Annotated in this window: 17 protein-coding genes; 13 read left to right on the top strand and 4 right to left on the bottom strand. The window is 61.8% G+C overall.

Translation table 11 applies throughout. From position 1 onward, the window contains the following. Positions 1–58: 58 nt before the first annotated feature. Both JJ889_RS09540 and JJ889_RS09535 read left to right on the top strand, forming a co-directional pair. The gene (locus JJ889_RS09540) at positions 59–397 is read left to right on the top strand and encodes an ArsC/Spx/MgsR family protein (RefSeq protein ID WP_291894300.1); all 339 of its coding nucleotides are present in this window, start codon (positions 59–61) and stop codon (positions 395–397) included. A 1-nt stretch (position 398) separates the two neighbouring features. Then, positions 399–1478 (top strand): low specificity L-threonine aldolase, encoded by a 1080-nt coding sequence (locus JJ889_RS09535; RefSeq protein ID WP_291894297.1) that lies wholly within the window; start codon positions 399–401, stop codon positions 1476–1478. Here the strand turns inward: JJ889_RS09535 and JJ889_RS09530 are convergent. Continuing rightward, complete coding sequence (locus tag JJ889_RS09530) at positions 1475–2578, bottom strand: hypothetical protein (RefSeq protein WP_291894294.1); 1104 nt, start codon at positions 2576–2578, stop codon at positions 1475–1477. The genes JJ889_RS09535 and JJ889_RS09530 overlap by 4 nt on opposite strands. 63 nt (positions 2579–2641) lie before the next feature. On the opposite strand from JJ889_RS09530, the gene JJ889_RS09525 reads away from it, so the two are divergent. The 5 genes from JJ889_RS09525 (at position 2642) to JJ889_RS09505 (ending at position 6749) form a co-directional block, all read left to right on the top strand. Continuing rightward, entirely contained in the window at positions 2642–3229 is a 588-nt protein-coding gene (locus JJ889_RS09525; protein WP_366940090.1) for a TIGR00730 family Rossman fold protein, read from the top strand. An 80-nt stretch (positions 3230–3309) separates the two neighbouring features. After that, entirely contained in the window at positions 3310–3723 is a 414-nt protein-coding gene (locus JJ889_RS09520) for an MAPEG family protein (RefSeq protein WP_291894289.1), read from the top strand. 48 nt (positions 3724–3771) lie between these two features. Next, on the top strand, positions 3772–4845 hold the full coding sequence (gene prfA / locus JJ889_RS09515) for a peptide chain release factor 1 (protein ID WP_291894286.1): 1074 nt from the start codon (positions 3772–3774) through the stop codon (positions 4843–4845). A 176-nt stretch (positions 4846–5021) separates the two neighbouring features. Continuing rightward, a complete protein-coding gene (gene prmC, locus JJ889_RS09510; RefSeq protein WP_291894283.1) occupies positions 5022–5954 on the top strand; it encodes a peptide chain release factor N(5)-glutamine methyltransferase in 933 nt (310 codons plus the stop codon). 207 nt (positions 5955–6161) lie between these two features. Next, the gene (locus JJ889_RS09505; RefSeq protein WP_291894280.1) at positions 6162–6749 is read left to right on the top strand and encodes a DUF4167 domain-containing protein; all 588 of its coding nucleotides are present in this window, start codon (positions 6162–6164) and stop codon (positions 6747–6749) included. Between the two features lie 52 nt (positions 6750–6801). Here JJ889_RS09505 and JJ889_RS09500 read toward each other — a convergent pair whose 3' ends face one another. Further along, the gene (locus JJ889_RS09500) at positions 6802–7557 is read right to left on the bottom strand and encodes an MOSC domain-containing protein (RefSeq protein ID WP_291894277.1); all 756 of its coding nucleotides are present in this window, start codon (positions 7555–7557) and stop codon (positions 6802–6804) included. A 152-nt stretch (positions 7558–7709) separates the two neighbouring features. On the opposite strand from JJ889_RS09500, the gene clpB reads away from it, so the two are divergent. Continuing rightward, on the top strand, positions 7710–10316 hold the full coding sequence (gene clpB / locus JJ889_RS09495; protein WP_291894274.1) for an ATP-dependent chaperone ClpB: 2607 nt from the start codon (positions 7710–7712) through the stop codon (positions 10314–10316). Between the two features lie 61 nt (positions 10317–10377). Here clpB and JJ889_RS09490 read toward each other — a convergent pair whose 3' ends face one another. After that, entirely contained in the window at positions 10378–10812 is a 435-nt protein-coding gene (locus JJ889_RS09490) for a glyoxalase superfamily protein (RefSeq protein ID WP_291894270.1), read from the bottom strand. A gap of 196 nt (positions 10813–11008) precedes the next feature. Next, positions 11009–12508 (bottom strand): peptidoglycan DD-metalloendopeptidase family protein, encoded by a 1500-nt coding sequence (locus JJ889_RS09485; RefSeq protein WP_291894267.1) that lies wholly within the window; start codon positions 12506–12508, stop codon positions 11009–11011. A 240-nt stretch (positions 12509–12748) separates the two neighbouring features. On the opposite strand from JJ889_RS09485, the gene chpT reads away from it, so the two are divergent. The 5 genes from chpT to JJ889_RS09460 all read left to right on the top strand — a co-directional run bounded on the left by chpT (position 12749) and on the right by JJ889_RS09460 (position 18390). Then, entirely contained in the window at positions 12749–13420 is a 672-nt protein-coding gene (chpT, locus tag JJ889_RS09480) for a histidine phosphotransferase ChpT (RefSeq protein WP_291894264.1), read from the top strand. Positions 13421–13548: 128 nt separating this feature from the next. Then, entirely contained in the window at positions 13549–16338 is a 2790-nt protein-coding gene (locus tag JJ889_RS09475) for a chemotaxis protein CheW (protein WP_291894261.1), read from the top strand. Next, positions 16335–16817 carry a chemotaxis protein CheW gene (locus tag JJ889_RS09470; RefSeq protein ID WP_291894258.1) on the top strand — a complete coding sequence of 161 codons (483 nt, stop codon included), beginning with the start codon at positions 16335–16337 and terminating at the stop codon, positions 16815–16817. Before JJ889_RS09475 ends, JJ889_RS09470 begins: the two co-directional genes overlap by 4 nt. An 11-nt stretch (positions 16818–16828) precedes the next feature. Then, positions 16829–17203 carry a response regulator gene (locus tag JJ889_RS09465; protein ID WP_291894255.1) on the top strand — a complete coding sequence of 125 codons (375 nt, stop codon included), beginning with the start codon at positions 16829–16831 and terminating at the stop codon, positions 17201–17203. A gap of 11 nt (positions 17204–17214) precedes the next feature. Further along, complete coding sequence (locus JJ889_RS09460; protein WP_291894252.1) at positions 17215–18390, top strand: chemotaxis response regulator protein-glutamate methylesterase; 1176 nt, start codon at positions 17215–17217, stop codon at positions 18388–18390. Position 18391 lies beyond the last annotated feature (1 nt).

Here is an 18391-nt window from a genome sequence, read left to right as displayed (position 1 = left end):
TGAAATGAAAAGAGGGAGCGGGCCTAGTTCTGCTCCCTTTTTGATTCCGGGAGACATCATGACCACGCTGTACGGGTTGAAGAATTGCGACACCTGCAAGAAAGCCATGAAGGCGATGGATGCGGCGGGCACGGCCTACACATTTGTCGACATCCGCGCCGAGGCTGACCTGGCGGCGAAGGCACCGCTCTGGCTGGAGGCTGTGGGTGCCAAGGCGCTGGTGAATACCCGCTCGACCACGTGGCGCGGTCTGGACGAGGCCCAGCGGGCGCGTGTCGAGACGGATGCGGCGGGCTTGCTGGCGGAAAACCCGACCCTGGTCAAACGCCCGGTGATTGAACATGCGGGCGAGGTGCGTGTCGGCTGGACGGCGGCGAGCCAGGCGGGGCTGGTCTGAGATGGACAAGGCGCTGAAAGCGGGCTGCGAGCTGGATCTGGGTTTCCCCTTTCACCGACCGGAAACACCGGCGCAGCGCCTGCGCGCGATTGCGGACTGGATGGAGGCGGACGGCAAGGGCTGGGAACTCTATGTCACCGGCGAGACCGCCCAGGCGCTGGAACAGCGCATCGCCGAACTGACCGGAAAGCCGGCTGCGGTCTGGATGCCCACCGGAACGATGGGCCAGGCGCTGGCGGCGCGGCTGCATTGTGAAAGCCGGGGCAATTACCGCCTCGCCCTGCACCCAAATTCCCACCTCCTGCTGCACGAGCAGGAGGGCGCGCGTTATGTGCACGGGCTCGACCCGGTCGAGATGGGGGAGTGGGCCAAGGTGCTCACCGCAAGTGATCTGCCCGACAATGCCGGTTGCGCGATCGTTGAGCTGGGCCAGCGCCATAATGGTGGTCTCCTGCCGCGCTGGGGTGTGCTGGAAGCGCTCAAGGCGCGGGCTGCCGAGCTGGACCTGCCCCTGCACATGGACGGCGCCCGCCTGTGGTCAACCCGGCCGCATTTCGACGATCGTTCCTATGCCGAGATCTGCGAGGGTTTCGCCTCGGTCTATGTCTCGCTCTACAAGGATATTGGCGCGATTGGCGGGGCGGTCCTGGCCGGGGAAGAGGCCTTTATCGAACAGATGCGCACCTGGCGCGCCCGGCTGGGCGGCATGTTTCCCATGGCCTGGCCGAACACGGCCGATGCGCTGCGCCTGCTGGACGAACAGGTTGAATTGATGCCGGAACTGGTGGCGCGGGCGAGGATGCTGGGCGACGCGATTGACCGGCTGGACGGTCTGTCGGTGACGCCCTCCCCAGTGCAGACCAATCTCTTTCACGTCGAGGCTGATGCCTCGGTCGACGCTATTGATGCCGCGCGTGATGCGGTCGCGCGTGACCATTGCGTCTGGCTGTTTTCACGCTGCTGGGACTTGCCACAACAGGAGCGTCCGGCCATCGAGGTTACGGTGGGTGCCAAGCTCTACGACATGCCGCCGGAACGTGTGATCGAGGCGTTTGCCGGGCTGGCCAGGCGGCTGGCCTAGTCGACGATCGCAAACATCTCCAGCACGCGTTCGATCACTGCGCCGTCGCGTTCAATGATCAGGGGCAGGGTGTTTGCCTCGGGCGGATTACAGCCGCGTTCACCGATCGGTGTGCCGTGGAAATGGGTGATCAGATCGCCTGCGCGAATATCGACCCGTGAGGCCGGCGTGTTCGGCAGGATGTCGGCGACGCGGAAGCCGTTCGGCTCGGGCTGAAAGACCATGCCGTGGCTGACGACCGGTTCAAACGTGATCGGTGCGTCCGGATCGATGCGTTCGATACGCACACGTTCGCGGCGCTGGTCAAAGGTCCAGATGAAATGTTGCATGATCTCGCCACCGATCAGCTCGGTGCCGGGAGTGGACTGGATGGTCGGGGTGACCAGCTCGTTGGGGCCAAACCGCGCATTCTCGCTGAGCCGGGCCGAAGAGCGGCGCTCGATATGATTGAGCCGGAAGGAGGCGCCGGACGCGACGGGATCGGCGGTCGTCTCGAAACGGTCGATATGATTGACCGAAAAGCCGGAGAGCGCCGCGCCGCTATCGATCAGCATGCGCCGGGTACGGTTGGAAAACTCGATCCGCAGCCAGGGGCGGTCATCCGGTCCGCTGGCATTGAACACGGTCTGGCGGTCCGGTCGCGGCAGTTCCCCCGGCTCGATACGCATTTCATCGCGGGCATAATCCAGCGTCAGCAGATAATCATCAAAGGCATCAAAGGCGAGAATGCCATCGACCTCCCGGCCCAGGGCCAGGGAGAGATGATCGAGATCCTGTACACGGGCGCGCAGGCTGGTCACCCGCAGCGGGCCCATCGACATTTCCGGAAAGTTCGCGCGCTGGCCCTCGCGCACACGGGTGGAGGAAATGCGCGCCACACTGTCCGGATCGACATAGGTGGTTGAGGCGCCGGTGTCATAGATGAACCAGAGCGTCCGGTCTTCCGCGCCATCTTCGCCGGGGCGCAGGGTCACCGGGACAAAGAAATAACCGCGACACATCTCGCTGGGCACGGTGATCGGGAATTCGGGCTCATTGCCGGACACGGTTTCCGCGACGGGCTGGTTCGTAAGGGCGAGCGCAAGCAGTGCGAACTTCATTTGCATATTCCTCCTCCGCCGGAAGCAGGATAGAGGAGTTGGGTGGGGTTCCAACAGGGATTGATCTCGATGAAATCCATTTGCGTCTACTGTGGTTCCAATCCTGGTAAGAAGCCGGTCTATGTCACCGCTGCGCGCAAGGTCGGCCAGGTGTTGGCGCGGCGCGGGATCGAAGTCGTCTATGGCGGGGGCCAGGTTGGCCTGATGGGCGAGGTCGCCGACGCGGCACTGGACGCCGGCGGGCGTGTCGTCGGTGTCATCCCCGAATTCATGGCGCTCAAGGAAATCGCCCACATGGATCTTTCCGAGCTGCACGTCGTGCAGTCCATGCACGCGCGCAAGGCCAAGATGGTCAAGCTTTCAGACGCTTTCATTGCCCTGCCGGGCGGGATCGGCACGATGGAGGAGATGTTCGAGATCTGGACGTGGGGACAGCTCGGCCAACACCGCCACCCGGTCGGTCTTTTGAATGTGGACGGCTATTATGATGACCTGGTCGGCTTCCTCGACACGATGACGGAACAGGGTTTCCTGGCGCCTGAACATCGTGGCGCACTGAAGGTGGATGACCGGGTGGAAGGCCTGCTGGAACAGTTTGATAGCTATGAGGCGCCTGCCGCGGATGTGCGCCTGAAAACATTGCAGACCTGACAACCGGAATTTCGCTCGCTTTTTTCCGGCGAAGCGCTCTAATCTCCGACCCGACTGGTTGGTTTTTCAGGGGCGATTCGATGAATTCCATTCTCACACCTATGTTGGCATTGATCATCTGGACCTTTGTCATGTGGTTCTGGATGTATGCGACCCGAATCCCCGCCATGCAGAAGGCAGGCATCAATGCCGCCAAGATGAAAGCCAAGTCCGAGATGGATGTGCTGCCCATCGAGGTGAAGCGCATCGCGGACAATTTCAATCACCTACACGAACAGCCCACCATCTTTTTCGCGCTGGTCATCTATTGCCACCTGGCCGGCGTCGCGGACGGTCTGAACATCGCCCTGGCCTGGGCCTATGTCGGCCTGCGTGTTTCACACAGCCTGGTGCAGGCCCTGTGGAATTTCATACCTGTGCGCTTCTTCATCTTCGCCGCCAGCACCATCGTCATGATGGTCATCGGTGTGCGGGCAGCGCTGGCGCTGGGATAACAGCGTCAAGGCATTTCCAATTGTCGCGCGCAATGATACCTCACGCCCATGCACGCACCTGAAGCCCGACTCGAACAAGTCATCGACCGATTTGACCAGGTCGAAGCCCGTCTTGGCGCTGCCGCCGATGCGGAGGAGATCGTCAAACTCTCCAAGGAACACGCCGAGCTTCGCCCGGTGGCCGAAAAGGCTGCCGAGCTGAAAGCGGCGCGTCAGGAACTCATCGATCTCGAGGAGATGATGAATTCCGACGATGCCGAGATGGCGGAAATGGCCAAGGACGAGTTCTACGAGCTGAAGGAGCGCCTGCCCGAGCTGGAGCACGGGATGAATCTCCTGCTTCTGCCCAAGGACAAGGATGACAGCGCCAACGCCCTGGTCGAGATCCGGGCCGGAACCGGAGGTGACGAGGCGGCGTTGTTCGCCGGCGATCTCTATCGCATGTATGAGCGTTACGCCCAGCTGCAGGGCTGGACCTGGGAGCTGGACAGTGCGTCGGAAGGCGAGCATGGCGGCTATAAGGAAGTTATCGCTTCTGTTTCCGGAGCGGGCGTGTTCGGGCGTCTGAAGTTTGAAAGCGGCGTGCACCGTGTCCAGCGTGTGCCGGCGACGGAAAGCCAGGGCCGTATCCACACGTCTGCGGCGACGGTGGCGATCATGCCCAAGCCGGACGATATCGAGAGCGGGCTGGATATGAGCGAGGTTCGTGTCGACACGATGCGCGCGTCCGGTGCCGGTGGCCAGCACGTCAACAAGACCGAGTCCGCGGTTCGCATGACCCACTTGCCGACGGGCATCATGGTGGTCTGCGCCGAGAAGTCCCAGCACCAGAACCGTGCCAAGGCCGCCGAGCTGCTTGCGGCCAAGCTCTATGACATGAAGCGCGAAGCCGCGGCTGCTGAACGGGCCGCCGAGCGCAAGGACCAGATCGGTTCCGGCGACCGTTCCGAACGTATCCGCACCTATAATTATCCGCAGGGCCGTGTTTCCGATCACCGCATCAATCTGACGCTCTACAAGCTGGATCAGATTGTCGCCGGAGACGGGCTGGACGAGGTTGTCACCGCTCTGATCTCCGAGGACCAGGCTGCGCGTCTGGCCGCGATGGAGCAGGACGGGTAATTTTCCTTCCCCTTGATGGGGAAGGTGGACCCGATGAAATCGGGTTCGGATAGGGTGACGTGCCGAAGGCACGAAGCCAACGGTCGTTTTTGCGGCTGCGCCGCGCACCCACTCCCCCCGGACGGGTCCGGGGACCTCGCCCATCAAGGGCGAGGAGCTAGACAGGCTGAGCCACCGTGAACTCCGATTTTGATAAAATGGTTGTGGATGCCCGCACCGTCTTTGACGCCAGCGCCAGCAAGCCCCTGCGCGATGCCTGGGCTGAGCTGGGCCTGGTGGAGGTGCGTGCGGACCTGGTCAGACGCCTCGGCGAGGCCGGCATTGGCGAGGCCGAGACGGATACACGTTTTCTGCTGGCGCATGTGCTGGCGCCCGCCGGTTTTGCGGAGGCCGTGGCAGACCCGGCGCTGTGTTCCTGGCAACAGATCAGCCATCTGGCTGAGCTGGCCTGGGAGCGCATCCACCGCAAGCCGATGTCACAGGTTCTGGGCACCCAGCCCTTCTGGACGCTCGAGCTGGAGGTCACAGGCGATGTGCTGACCCCGCGCGCGGATACCGAAACCCTGGTCGAGGCGGTGCTGAAGGAACGGGCAGACGAGACCGCGCGTGTGCTGGATATCGGCACCGGTTCCGGTGCGATCCTTTTGGCCCTGCTCAGCGAGCGCCAAGCCTGGCAAGGCGTCGGCGTGGATGTGTCCGAGGCGGCCCTGGATGTCGCGGCGAGGAATGCACGCCGTTGTGGTCTGGATGAGCGGGCTGAATTCCTGCAGGCGAGCTGGGGGCGGGGACTGCCGGCCGCGACGTTCGACATCCTGGTGTCCAACCCGCCCTATATTCGCTCTGATGTCATGGAGACGCTGGATCCGGAAGTACGTGATTACGAACCGCACCTGGCGCTGGACGGTGGCTTGGACGGGCTGGATGCCTATCGCGCCATCCTCGAGGAGGCGCAGGGCCTGGTCAAACCCGGCGGGCTGGTGGCTTTCGAGATCGGTTATGACCAGGGCGAGGCGGTGAGCGGGCTGCTGGGCGCTCAAGGCCTGTCGGGAATCGCCATAATCAAGGATCTGGCCGGGCATGATCGTGTCGTGCTCGGGTCTTTGTCATAAAGAAACGGCTAAAAGGGCTTGGAAAGCTGCAAAGGGCGGTCTAGGTTCCGTTCATCAGGTGGACGCGCCTTGGGGGCCGTGCGCGGCCGGATGAACCACCTGACAGATCCGGCTAATTGAACAACCCCGAACAGGCGACAGGCTTATCATTGCAGCTGCACGGTTAGGCCAGAGGTTATTACCGCTGTTTACACAGGGAACGACGATATGAAGCGTCAGCGCGGTCGAGGTCGGAAGCCAGGCAATCCTGCGAACCGGACCTTTGAGAGCAATGGTCCTGAGGTGAAGATCCGGGGCAATGCGACCCAGATCCACGACAAGTATCTCCAGCTGGCGCGCGATGCGTCCTCCTCGGGCGACCGCGTCCGGGCCGAGAACCTGTATCAGCACGCCGAACACTATTACCGCATCATCCAGGCCAACCAGCCCAAGCGCGATCCCGCTGCTGAGGAAGGTGCCGAGAACGCGGAAGCCAATGGCGAGAACGCCGAGGGCGAGGACCAGTCCCAGGGCGAGGGCAATGACCGTCGCGGTCGTGGCCGTGGTCGCGGACGTGGCCGCCGCCAGCAAGAGGATAATGCAACGCCGGAAGGCGAGCAGTCCGAAGCGGCCAAGGCTGATGGCGAAGAGTCGTCCGAGGAAGCCGCTGCGGCTCCGGAAGGTGATGAGGAGGCTCCGCGCCGCCGCACCCGCCGCCCGCGTCGTCCGCGCGCATCGGAAGGTTCCGACGGCGCTGAAGCGTCTGCCGAAGCCGGCGAAAAATCCTCCGAGGACAGCGAAAGCGAAGCTGCTTAAACGCTGTAGGTTTCAAGATTTGAACCCGCGATTGCCTGGCGATCGCGGGTTTTTATTTGCCTGAAACTCTGTCCCCTGCCGCGACGCTGCCGCCGCGTTCCACCGATACATACACACCGCAATCCATGTGCCCGAAACTGTCGAACAGGGCCTTGGGGATGTCGGCGTCCCTGGCCGCGGTGACAGGGTTGATGCTGGTCGCGACACAGCGGCGGATGCGGGCGCGGATCTCGACCTCGGCTTCGCCAATCACCAGGCGTTCGCCCACCATGTCCAGCTCGGCCCAGGGTTCCAGGTCATCGATCAGCAGATTGCCGCGAAAGCGGACCGGATCGAGCGCCTGGCCGGTGCGTTCCGCCAGATCGCGCACCGAGGCAAGATTGATGATGGACGGGTAGGGATCGGGGATATCGGTCATGGCCTGGCTGCCCGCCTGAATCAGGCGCAGGCGTCCGCGGACCTGGTCCGACAGGGCCTGGCTGAGATGGTCGAACAGTGCCGCGTGTGTTTCCGCATCATTGAGATCGACCTGGAGGCAGGTGCCATCCGGCGCGATGACGGTCCAGATCTGGTGTTCAGCGTTGAAACGCGTGCTCCAGCCCGCCAGGTCAGACTGGGCGGCGAGCATGAGGAAATTCTTCTTGGAGACATGTCCCGGTGCGGTCGCATCATACTGTCCCGGGCCGTTCTCGATCGCCCAGTGGCGGTCAAATGGCAGGCCTTTTCCCTGTGTCAGCTCGATCTGGTCCAGGACTTGCGGGCTGAACCCTTTGACGGGAAACCGGTGAATGGCGCTAAGCTTGGGCATGAAGGTGGAATCTCCGCTGGGTGGTCAGAATGTCGCGCGACCACCTCTTGTGTGATGGTTGTGCCACACCTACATGCCATACGAAAAGCGAATTTGCCGTGCCTTATCAGGGCGGTCCTTCGCACCCATCTCGCCTCTAACGGGAGATAGACATGGACTTTGAAAACTACACGGACCGGGCCCGGTCCATAATCCAGGCCGCTCAGGGGCTGGCGCTCAAATCCAGCCACCAGCAATTTGCGCCCGAACACATTCTGAAAGCCTTGCTGGACGACGAAACCGGTCTGGCCGGAAACCTCATCCAGGCTGCAGGCGGGCGTTTGCGCCAGGTGCAGGACGCCGTCGACCAGGCCCTCGACGCCATGCCGAAAGTGGAAGGCGGCCAGGGCAAGCTCTATCTCGCCCCGCAAACGGCGAAGGTGTTCGGCGCTGCAGATGACGCCGCCAAGCGGGCCGGCGATCAATTCGTCTCCGCTGAACGTATCCTGCAGGCGATTTCCCTCAATCCCGACAACAAGGCCCATGACGCGCTCAAGGCTGCGGGTGTCACCCCGCAGGCGCTGAACACGGCCATCAATGATCTGCGTGCCGGCCGCACGGCGGACAGTCAGTCGGCGGAAGACAGTTATGAGGCGCTCAAGAAATACGCCCGCGACCTGACGGAAGTTGCGCGCGAGGGCAAGCTAGATCCGGTGATCGGCCGGGACGAGGAAATCCGCCGCGCCATCCAGGTGCTTTCCCGCCGGACCAAGAACAATCCGGTTCTCATCGGTGAGCCGGGTGTCGGCAAGACCGCCATCGCGGAAGGCCTGGCGCTGCGCATCGTCAATGGCGATGTGCCGGAAAGCCTCAAGGAAAAACGTCTTCTCGCCTTGGACATGGGCGCACTGATCGCCGGTGCGAAATATCGCGGTGAGTTCGAGGAGCGTCTCAAGGCCGTGCTGTCGGAAGTCGAAAGCGCCAATGGCGAGATCGTGCTCTTCATCGACGAGATGCATACGCTTGTGGGTGCAGGCAAGACGGATGGCGCCATGGATGCGTCCAATCTGCTCAAGCCTGCCCTGGCCCGTGGTGAACTGCACTGTGTGGGTGCCACGACACTGGATGAATACCGCAAGCATGTTGAAAAGGATGCGGCCCTGGCCCGGCGGTTCCAGCCGGTCATGGTCGAGGAGCCGACGGTCGAGGACACCGTCTCGATCCTGCGTGGCCTGAAGGAGAAATACGAGGTGCATCACGGCGTTCGTATCGCTGATAGTGCCATCGTCTCCGCGGCCAATCTGTCCAATCGCTACATCACCGACCGTTTCCTGCCGGACAAGGCCATCGACCTGATGGACGAGGCCGCCTCGCGCCTGCGCATGCAGGTCGACAGCAAGCCGGAGGAACTCGACGAGATCGATCGCCGGGCTATCCAGCTGAAAATCGAGGCGGAAGCGCTGAAGAAGGAAAGCGATGACGCGTCCCGCGAGCGTTTTGCCAATCTGGGCAAGGAAATCGCCGAGCTCGAAGCCCGGTCCGCCGAACTGACCGCCGCCTGGCGCGCCGAGAAGGACAAGCTGGCCTCGGCGACCACGCTGAAGGAAGGCCTCGAACGGGCGCGCCAGGAACTTCTTGATGCCGAGCGTCGGGGCGACTTGGCCAAGGCCTCCGAGATCAAATACGGCCGTTTGCCGGATCTGGAGCGCAAGCTCGCAGAAGCCGAGCAGCAGGGCGATGAAGACCAGATGGTGCAGGAAGTCGTCGATGACGAGCAAATCGCCCATGTCGTCTCGCGCTGGACCGGTGTTCCGGTGGACAAGATGCTGGAAGGCGAACGCGACAAGCTTTTGCGCATGGAAGACGGATTGCGCGGCCGCGTGATCGGTCAGGAAGAAGCGCTGGTCGCCGTGTCCGACGCCGTGCGCCGTGCGCGTGCGGGTCTGAAGGATCCAAGCCGTCCGATCGGTTCCTTCCTGTTCCTGGGCCCGACCGGTGTCGGCAAGACCGAGCTGACCAAGGCATTGGCCGAATTCCTCTTCGATAACGAGACTGCGGTGACCCGCATGGACATGTCGGAATACATGGAGAAACACTCCGTTGCCCGCATGATCGGCGCGCCTCCGGGTTATGTCGGTTACGAGGAGGGCGGTGCCCTGACCGAAAGCGTCCGTCGCCGGCCCTATCAGGTCGTGCTGCTGGACGAGGTCGAGAAGGCGCACACGGATGTCTTCAACGTGCTCCTGCAGGTGCTCGATGACGGCCGGCTGACCGATGGTCAGGGGCGTACCGTCGATTTCCGCAACACAATCATCATCATGACGTCCAATCTGGGTGCCGAGCACCTGCAACTGGTCGATGATGTCACCGAAGCGCGCGATGGTGTGATGGCGGTGATGCGCGGACATTTCCGGCCGGAATTCCTCAACCGGATCGACGAGACCATCCTCTTCTCCAAGCTCAAGCCGGAGGATATGGGCGCAATTGTCGACATCCAGCTGCGGGGTCTCGCACATCTTCTGGAGGATCGCCGCATGACGATCGAGCTGGACGCTGCCGCGCGTGACTGGCTGGCGGTGAAAGGCTTTGATCCGGCCTATGGCGCACGGCCCCTCAAGCGGGTGATCCAGAAAGAGGTCCAGGATCCGCTCGCCCGCCTGTTGCTGCAGGGCGATATCAAGGATGGCGACGAGATCCGTGTAAGTGCGGAGGCCGGTGTGCTGGTCATCAATGGTGTCGCTGTCAGCGAAGCCAGGCCGGTCAGCGAGACCGTCAACTAGACCCGGAACAAAAAAAAGGGGCTGGATTTCCAGCCCCTTTTCCTTTGTCAGCTGTCCGGTATCAGCAGTCGAGCGCCAATACCGGCTCTCCGTCCGACGTTCGTGCATAGGTTTCGCCGGTTTTTTCCAGCGTGCCCGTGATGCGCTGGCGGAAGGATGAAAACCAGCTGGATTTCACCACATCGATGGGTTCGTCTAGGTGCAGGGCGACCTGGCGGCGACCGCCGGCCAGGTTCTGCAAACCCAGCAAGGTGCCGGTAAAGGCATGGCCGAGATAACGGCCGGTGACGCGGTGGCCGACTTGCAGCCCGGTCTTGCCAGGCTTGTCCAGCGCTGCGCTCATCGTGTTCCAGTCCCGGAAGCCATACTGTTTCGAGACAAGTTCGAGGGCCTCGGAGTGGGACATAAAATTGCCCTCCGCGACCAGGGATTGGCGCAGGCGTTTGGCCTGGGTCTTGATCGTCGAACGATCAGGCAGGTTCAGGGTGTCAGACATCGTCTTTCCTCATGCGTTGCAAGCATGCGTAAAGCGTGATGGGGCTCGCCTTGCCATCGCATCGCATGCCGCGCAGTGCGGAATGGGATCGATGTGATCCGGATTTTCACCATGACCAGAGGTCTGCGAGCGGCGGGCAATCCGGGGCCGGGCTGTCAGATAAGAAGCCCAGCGCGCCGGGTCAAGTCAGACCTTGTTACTGCGCGCCGCCTTCGCCAGCCTCGGCCAACACGGGGCGATTGCTGGAAGCCACACTCGCCGCCGCATCACGGACCGCGATAATACGATCCCGTTCGGCGAAGAAGGCCGGCATCTCGTCATCATCCAGCTGGCGACCTGTCGGCAGGTCCAGCGTCATCGGATTCACCGGATTGCCGTTGAGGTGCACTTCATAGTGCAGGTGTGGACCGGTGGAGCGCCCCGTCGTGCCGACATAGCCGATGATCTGGCCCTGGGTGACCCGTGTGCCGGAGCGAATGCCGCGCGCAAAACCGTTGAGGTGCGCATAGGCAGTCTGGAAACCGTTGGCGTGACGGATACGAATGTAATTGCCGAAACTGCCAAAGCGGTTGGCACGTTCCACGACACCGTTGCCAGCTGCCATGATCGGTGTGCCACGCGGAGCGGCGAAGTCGGTGCCGTTATGGCGTCGTGTATAGCCCAGTATGGGGTGACGGCGGGCGCGTGAGAAATGCGAGGACAGGCGCGCACCATTGATCGGGGTCAGCATCAACAGACGCTGGGCACTTTCGCCCTCGGCGCTGTAATAGCCAACCAGGCCGTCATCGGTCTGGAAGCGGAAGAAATCCATCGGTTCGCCGCGCCCATCATATCGGGCATAGAGAATGTCGCCCGTACGCGCCGTGTCACCTTCCTCGTCGACGAAACGCTCGAACAGGATGTCGAACTCGTCGCCCGGATGGATGGAGCGCTGGAAGTCGATGGCGTAACCCAGAACGGTTGCCAGCTCGACCACAACCCGGTCGGTGGCGCCGGAATTCAGGGCATCAACATAAAGCGATGTGGTGATGGAGCCGGTCGCGCGAACCATTTCGCTGCGGAACTCAGCCGTGGTCTCGCGGGCGCGATAGCCGTTGTCATAGGTTCGAGCGACCGTGATGGAGCGCTCGATATCCGGGCGGAAGGAGAGGCCACGCAGAGAGGCATTTCCAGTGTCCGTGTTTTCCAGATAGATGCTGATTTCCTCGCCCACACGAAGCTGGCGCAGATTGAAAACGTCCCCGAGTGCGGCGATCGCCCGGGCCGCTTCAACACGGTCGACACCGGCATCATCCAGCACGCCCGCAAGCGTGCCTCCGCGCGGTACGGAGCGCTCGATCAGGGCAACCGGTGCGCAGCTATCGCATTCGGCAAAAGCATCGGCGTCAAAGGCGATCGGATCCGTGCGCGGCGCAAAGATGAAGGGCTCGGCGTAAAGGCGCGACGGTTCAACATAGTTTGACGGGGCCGTGGCGCGCTGGACAAGGTCGCGGACGCTGGATGGCGGGACCGGGGCAAGTGCGGCGAACTCAGGTTCGGTGATATCCGTCTCGGCGATGAAGCTGTCAGCTTGAACCGCTGCATCGCGACTGGTCCACAGCGCGATGGCCAGGGCTGCAGAAACACTCAGGGATGCCAGCGCCACAAGGCCGCGGGCCCGGTTCTTGTCGGCTCGGGTAACATCAAATCCGGACATGACTTTGCTATAACTCCGCTCGGTCTCACCTCGGCCTGGCACCGTCTCGATGTCCAGGCGAATTCTTTCTAGCAAGTTCCGCACCGATATGCAGTGCCAAACACGAATTGCAAAGACAGCTCCCCAGCTGTCCGAATCATGTCCTGCCCTGATCTGGTTGCCAAGTCCTTTCCACGCCTTGAATTGCTACAAAGTGTCAAAAAGGGTCAGATTCACGAAGAATCATGTATCCGTATCGCCATGACACAAGAACTGCCTGCCGAACTGGCCTCCGACCAACTGGCCGCGCTGCTGTGCGCGCGTCTCTGCCATGATCTAGTCAGCCCCGTCTCTGCACTGGGTGCTGCGCTGAGCGTTCTGGACGATCCGGACAGCTCTGACATGCATGACGACGCTATGGAGCTGGTTCGTGAAAGTTCACGCCAGGCCCAGGCCAAGCTGGAATTTGCGCGCCTCGCGTTTGGCGCGGGAGGTTCTGCCCCGGCGACGCTGGATACGCGTGAGCTGCAGCGCCTCACCGAGGCGATGTTCTCGGCGGTCAAGCCGGAGATTGTCTGGAAAGTTGAAGCGCCGGGCCTGGAAAAGTCCCCGTCGCGCCTGCTGCTGAATCTGTGCATCATGGGTGTCGACGCTGCGCCACGTGGTGGCACGGTGACCGTCGAGGCCACGGAAACGGCTGGTAGCACACGTATTCGTATCGTGTCTGAAGGGCGTCGCGCCCGGATTGAGGAGGCGGCGGGACAGGCCCTGGACGGCCAGATTCCCGAGAATGGCCTGGACGGTCGTTCCATCCAGCCGTTTTACGCAGGCCTCATCGCACGCAATGCCGGTGGCCGTGTAAGTGCGCGTGCAGATGAAGATCGAGTGGAGTTTGTTGCTCTACTTGAAGAATCTGCAGAGCGCGCGGCGTAATTAATATCCTATAACCACTGTTCGTAACTTTGCTTGGTGCGGGCCAACAGTCCGTTAACCATGCACATGGCACGTTTCGAGGGAATCAGACGCAGTCGTGCGTCCACTCCTAAGATACGAGGCCTGTCATGGATGATCTCATCAGCGAGTTTTTGACCGAGACCGCGGAAAGTCTTGACGTCATCGACTCCGAACTGGTGCGTTTCGAGAATAACCCGGACGATCGGGCGATCCTCGATAATATCTTCCGTCTTCTTCACACCGTTAAAGGTACTTGCGGCTTCCTTGGGCTGCCGCGCCTGGAAGCGGTTGCACACGCAGGTGAAACCCTGCTGGGCAAGTTCCGTGACGGAGAATTGCAGGTTTCGCCACCCATGGTGACCCTGGTTCTGGAGTCGATCGATCAGATCAAGGTGCTGTTGGAATCGCTGGAAGCAACCGGTGCCGAACCGGCCGGCGATGACGGCGCCCTGATCAAGCGTCTCGAAGACGCAGCCATGGGCAAGCTGAATACGGGCGCCTCTGCCGAGGACGCCGCTCCGGCCGAACCGGAAGTGCCTGATGACTACGACCAGGATCTGGGCCGCGAACTGCGCCCGGGTGAAGTCTCTCTCGCCGATCTGGAAGCCGCGTTCCAGAATGCGGAATCAGATGTGCCTGTCGAAAATCCGGCCGATACTGCCGCTGCTGAAAGCGAAGGCCACCTCAAGACCGGTGATTTTGATCCCGATCTGGGCCGCGAACTGCGTCCGGGCGAAGTTTCCGCTGCCGAGCTGGAAGCGGCCTTCGCAGCTGCCGAGCCGGATCCGGGCATGGAGCCGGGCACGCCGGATCTGATCACCAAGGATATGAGCACCGAAGAAGCTCTGGCCACAGCCATGGCGGAGCTCAAGGGCGGCGGTGATGCTGCTTCCGCCGAAGGCGGGCCGCGTGTCCAGCAGACAGTACGTGTCGGCGTTGACGTGCTTGAAGCGCTGATGACGACGGTTTCCGAGCTTGTACTGACACGTAACCAGTTGATGCAGACTGTGCGTGGTCTGGAAGACGATGACCTGAAAGGCCCGCTACAGCGCCTGTCTGCCGTAACCGGCGAGCTGCAGGACGGTGTCATGAAGACCCGGATGCAGCCGATCGGAGATGCCTGGCGCAAGCTTCCCCGCATCATCCGCGATGTTTCCACGGATCTGGGCAAGAAGATTGAACTGGTCATGGAAGGCCAGGATACCGAGCTGGACCGTCAGGTTCTCGAACTGATCAAGGATCCGCTGACCCATATGGTCCGCAACTCGGCCGACCACGGCCTGGAGATGCCGGAAGATCGTGTGAAGGCGGGCAAGACCGAGAAGGGCATCATCAAGCTCTCTGCCTATCACGAAGGCGGTCACATCATCATTGCCATTGCCGATGACGGCAAGGGCCTGGACACCAAGCGCATCGGCGACAAGGCCCTGGAAAAAGGCCTGACTACGCACGAAGAACTGTCGCGTATGACCGAGGCGCAGATCCATCGCTTCATCTTTGCGCCGGGCTTCTCGACGGCAGCCAAGGTCACAAACCTTTCCGGCCGCGGTGTCGGCATGGACGTGGTGCGCACGAATATCGAACAGATCGGCGGCGTCGTGGATGTATCGTCCACGACTGGTCGTGGTTCCCACTTCACCATCAAAATCCCGCTGACACTTGCGATCGTTTCCGCGCTCATCGTGGGCTGCCAGGAACAGCGTTTTGCCATTCCGCAGCTGGCGGTTCGCGAGCTGGTGCGTGTCGGCATGGGTTCCGAGCATACGGTTGAGAAGCTCAACGGCGCCAGCGTCATGCGACTGCGTGACCGTCTGATGCCTATAGTCGATTTGCAAGGCGTCCTGCGCCTCGACAGTGGCGATCCGGGGGAAGATGAAGCCGGATTTGTTGTTGTTCTCGATGCGGGCGGCCGCAATGTCGGCGTGGTCGTCGACAATGTTCTCGACACCGAGGAAATCGTTGTGAAGCCGCTGTCGGAAAGCCTGCGCGGCGTCTCCGCCTATTCCGGCGCGACCATCCTGGGTGATGGATCCGTTATCATGATCCTCGACCCGAACGGACTGGCAGGCGATATCGTCTCCGCCATGGAAGAGGAAAGCTCTGCAGAGGCACTTGCAGCAGCCAACAGTGACATGCCTCAAACCCAACGCCTGCTGCTGGTTCGCGCTGGCGGCGAGGAGCCGAAAGCGGTTCCACTCTCTCTCGTCACACGTCTCGAGGAATTCGATCCGGACAACATCGAGCACACGAACGGCCACAATGTGGTCCAGTATCGTGGCCGCCTGATGCCGATCGTACCGCTGGGCGATCAGATCCAGTGCACCGAAGGGCAGCGCCAGCCGGTTCTGGTCTTCGCCGAGAACCACACTTCCATCGGCCTGGCTGTCGACGAGATCGTCGATGTGGTCGAAGAGCGTGTCGACCTGCAGATGGGTTCCGACCGCGAGGGTGTTATCGGTTCCGCCATCATCAAGGGCAAGGCCACGGATGTCGTCGACATCGCCTGGTATCTTGACCAGTCCCGGGCTGGCGATATCCAGCGTCGCACCTCCAAGCGCCGCCGCCGCGTGCTGCTTGTTGACGCGGACGCCTTTGCGCGCCGCATGATCGCACCGCTGCTGGCTGCCGCTGGCTACGACGTCACCCCGACGGGCGGCATGCATGAAGTCAACTCCATCGCCGAAGCCGAGGAGCAGTTTGATGTTCTTGTCGGTGATCCGGCAGCGCTGGCGCGTATCCAGGCGTCTGGCATGTGGGCAGACCTGCCGACTGTCGCTGTCACGGACTGGCCCGATGACGGTAGCGGCGAGGGCCTCACGGCTGTACTGCCGCGTTCCGATCGCAGCGCGCTTATCGCAACCCTTGACCAAGTTTCCCACCAGGAGAATGCGGCATGACCGGTCACCAGAACGATGTGAATGAGCTGAGTGCAGAAGCCGTCAACGAATACGTATCCGTTCGTATCGGCGACCAGCTCTTTGGCGCCCCGGTCAATGCGATCCGCGAGGTATTCACTCCCCAATCCGTCACCGAAGTACCGCTGGCACCGTCAGAAGTCGCCGGACTGCTCAATCTCCGCGGTCGTATCGTCACCGCAATTGACGCACGCCGCCGCCTTGGACTGCCGCCGCGCGAGGCCGGAGATGCTGGAATGGCACTCGGTGTGGAGCGTGGTAGCGAAATCTTTGGATTAATCGTGGACAGTGTTGGTGAGGTTCTTCGCAGACCAAGCGCTGAACTCGAACCAGTGCCCGCTCATGTCGACGCAACTTTCCGTTCGATGGTCAAGGGTGTGCACAAACTGGAAAAAGAACTTTTGGCGGTTCTGGATGTATCTGCCGTGATCGGTTCGGCAGCCGGAGCTGAAGCCGCGTAAGGGGAAAGTGGATGAAAACTTGTCTCGTAGTGGACGACAGCCGCGTAATTCGCAAAGTCGCCCGCAAAATCATCGAAGAGCTCGATTTCGAGTGCGTCGAAGCCGCAGATGGCTCCGAAGCCCTGGAAGCGTGCCGCAAGCAGATGCCGGATGCGGTTCTGCTCGACTGGAACATGCCGGTCATGAACGGCCTGGACTTCGTCAAGGCGCTTCGCCGAGAGGAAGCCGGTGATCAGCCGGTGGTCGTGTTCTGTACGACTGAAAACGACATGGCGCACATCACCGAGGCACTTCGTGCCGGTGCCGACGAATACGTCATGAAGCCGTTTGATGGCGACATCATCGAATCGAAATTTCAGCAAACCGGTTTGTTGCGCGCGTCCTGAAGGGGCACTGAATGTCTGCCAATCCGTCACAATCTGCAGCATCCCAGTCCATAGCGCGGGTGCTGGTCATCGACGACTCCGCGGTAGCGCGGGGGCTGATGACCCGTTGGATCGAGGAAGACCGAGATCTCGAACTGATCGGCTCCGCTGTCGACGGTGAGCAGGGTCTCGAGCGCGCCAAGGAGTTGCAGCCGGACCTGATCGTTCTTGATGTCGAAATGCCGAAAATGGACGGCCTCGCAGCACTTCCCCTGCTGCTCAAGGCGGTTCCGACCTGCAAGGTCGTGATGGCATCCACCCTGACCCGACGCGGCGGTGAGGTGACGATCCGCGCCCTCTCCATGGGCGCCGCAGACTACACGCCAAAACCACAGGCCGGCCGTCTGGCTGGTGCGGATGAGTTCCGCGACACGTTGATTTCCAAGCTGAAGGCGCTTGCGCCGCGCAAGCGTATGGAATTGCCTGCGGGCAAGGTTGCCCAGCCGGGACAACCGACAGGCCGGACCTTCCGTGCGCCGACGGCCAAGGAGAAGGCTCCCGCCAAACGCGCCTTTGCCCCGGTTGCCAGGTCGCCGATCGCGCGTGGAAATACGCCCAAAGCCAAGGGCATGCCCCAGATTATCGCCATCGGTTCTTCGACCGGTGGTCCGCAGGCCCTGCGCGAGGTGATCGAGGCTGTACCCGCTGATATCAAGGCGCCGATCGTATTGGCACAGCATATGCCGGCGCTGTTCACGAAAATTCTGGGTGAACATCTCACCAAGGCAGGCAAGCTGACCTGCAAGGAAGCAGTGGACAAGGAGCGCCTGAAACCGGCGACCCTTTACATTGCACCAGGTGATTTTCACCTGACGATCCGCAAGGATGCCGGCGGGTATTATGCTTGCCTGGATCAAACGCCACCGATCAATTTCTGTCGGCCGGCCGTTGATCCGCTGTTCCAGTCTGTTGCCGAAGCGACCTCGGGCGTGGCCTTGGGCGTGGTGCTGACCGGAATGGGACATGATGGCCGGGAAGGCGCGCGAGCACTGCGAAATGCAGGCGGCACGGTCCTGGCTCAAGACGAAAAAACCAGTGTTGTATGGGGCATGCCCGGGGCCGTTGCCGAGGCCGGTCTGGCGGATGAGATCCTCCCCCTGAAGGACATGGGATCTGCCATTGTACAACGCGCGAAAGGTGGGCTGTAAA

This window comes from Maricaulis sp., assembly GCF_017643475.1.
In the GTDB taxonomy this organism is placed as follows: Bacteria; Pseudomonadota; Alphaproteobacteria; order Caulobacterales; family Maricaulaceae; genus Maricaulis.
Note: the sequence above shows the minus strand (reverse complement) of the source record. Positions and strands in the feature narration are given on the sequence as shown.

What these genes read in the sequence shown, in the direction of transcription:
- JJ889_RS09505 (WP_291894280.1), top strand. Translation starts at nt 6,162, where the DNA reads ATGAAGCGTCAGCGCGGTCGAGGTCGGAAGCCAGGCAATCCTGCGAAC.
- JJ889_RS09490 (WP_291894270.1), bottom strand. Translation starts at nt 10,812, where the DNA reads ATGTCTGACACCCTGAACCTGCCTGATCGTTCGACGATCAAGACCCAG.
- JJ889_RS09530 (WP_291894294.1), bottom strand. Translation starts at nt 2,578, where the DNA reads ATGAAGTTCGCACTGCTTGCGCTCGCCCTTACGAACCAGCCCGTCGCG.
- JJ889_RS09540 (WP_291894300.1), top strand. Translation starts at nt 59, where the DNA reads ATGACCACGCTGTACGGGTTGAAGAATTGCGACACCTGCAAGAAAGCC.
- JJ889_RS09485 (WP_291894267.1), bottom strand. Translation starts at nt 12,508, where the DNA reads ATGTCCGGATTTGATGTTACCCGAGCCGACAAGAACCGGGCCCGCGGC.
- JJ889_RS09465 (WP_291894255.1), top strand. Translation starts at nt 16,829, where the DNA reads ATGAAAACTTGTCTCGTAGTGGACGACAGCCGCGTAATTCGCAAAGTC.
- JJ889_RS09535 (WP_291894297.1), top strand. Translation starts at nt 399, where the DNA reads ATGGACAAGGCGCTGAAAGCGGGCTGCGAGCTGGATCTGGGTTTCCCC.
- JJ889_RS09460 (WP_291894252.1), top strand. Translation starts at nt 17,215, where the DNA reads ATGTCTGCCAATCCGTCACAATCTGCAGCATCCCAGTCCATAGCGCGG.
- chpT (WP_291894264.1), top strand. Translation starts at nt 12,749, where the DNA reads ATGACACAAGAACTGCCTGCCGAACTGGCCTCCGACCAACTGGCCGCG.
- clpB (WP_291894274.1), top strand. Translation starts at nt 7,710, where the DNA reads ATGGACTTTGAAAACTACACGGACCGGGCCCGGTCCATAATCCAGGCC.
- JJ889_RS09470 (WP_291894258.1), top strand. Translation starts at nt 16,335, where the DNA reads ATGACCGGTCACCAGAACGATGTGAATGAGCTGAGTGCAGAAGCCGTC.
- prfA (WP_291894286.1), top strand. Translation starts at nt 3,772, where the DNA reads ATGCACGCACCTGAAGCCCGACTCGAACAAGTCATCGACCGATTTGAC.
- JJ889_RS09475 (WP_291894261.1), top strand. Translation starts at nt 13,549, where the DNA reads ATGGATGATCTCATCAGCGAGTTTTTGACCGAGACCGCGGAAAGTCTT.
- JJ889_RS09500 (WP_291894277.1), bottom strand. Translation starts at nt 7,557, where the DNA reads ATGCCCAAGCTTAGCGCCATTCACCGGTTTCCCGTCAAAGGGTTCAGC.
- JJ889_RS09520 (WP_291894289.1), top strand. Translation starts at nt 3,310, where the DNA reads ATGAATTCCATTCTCACACCTATGTTGGCATTGATCATCTGGACCTTT.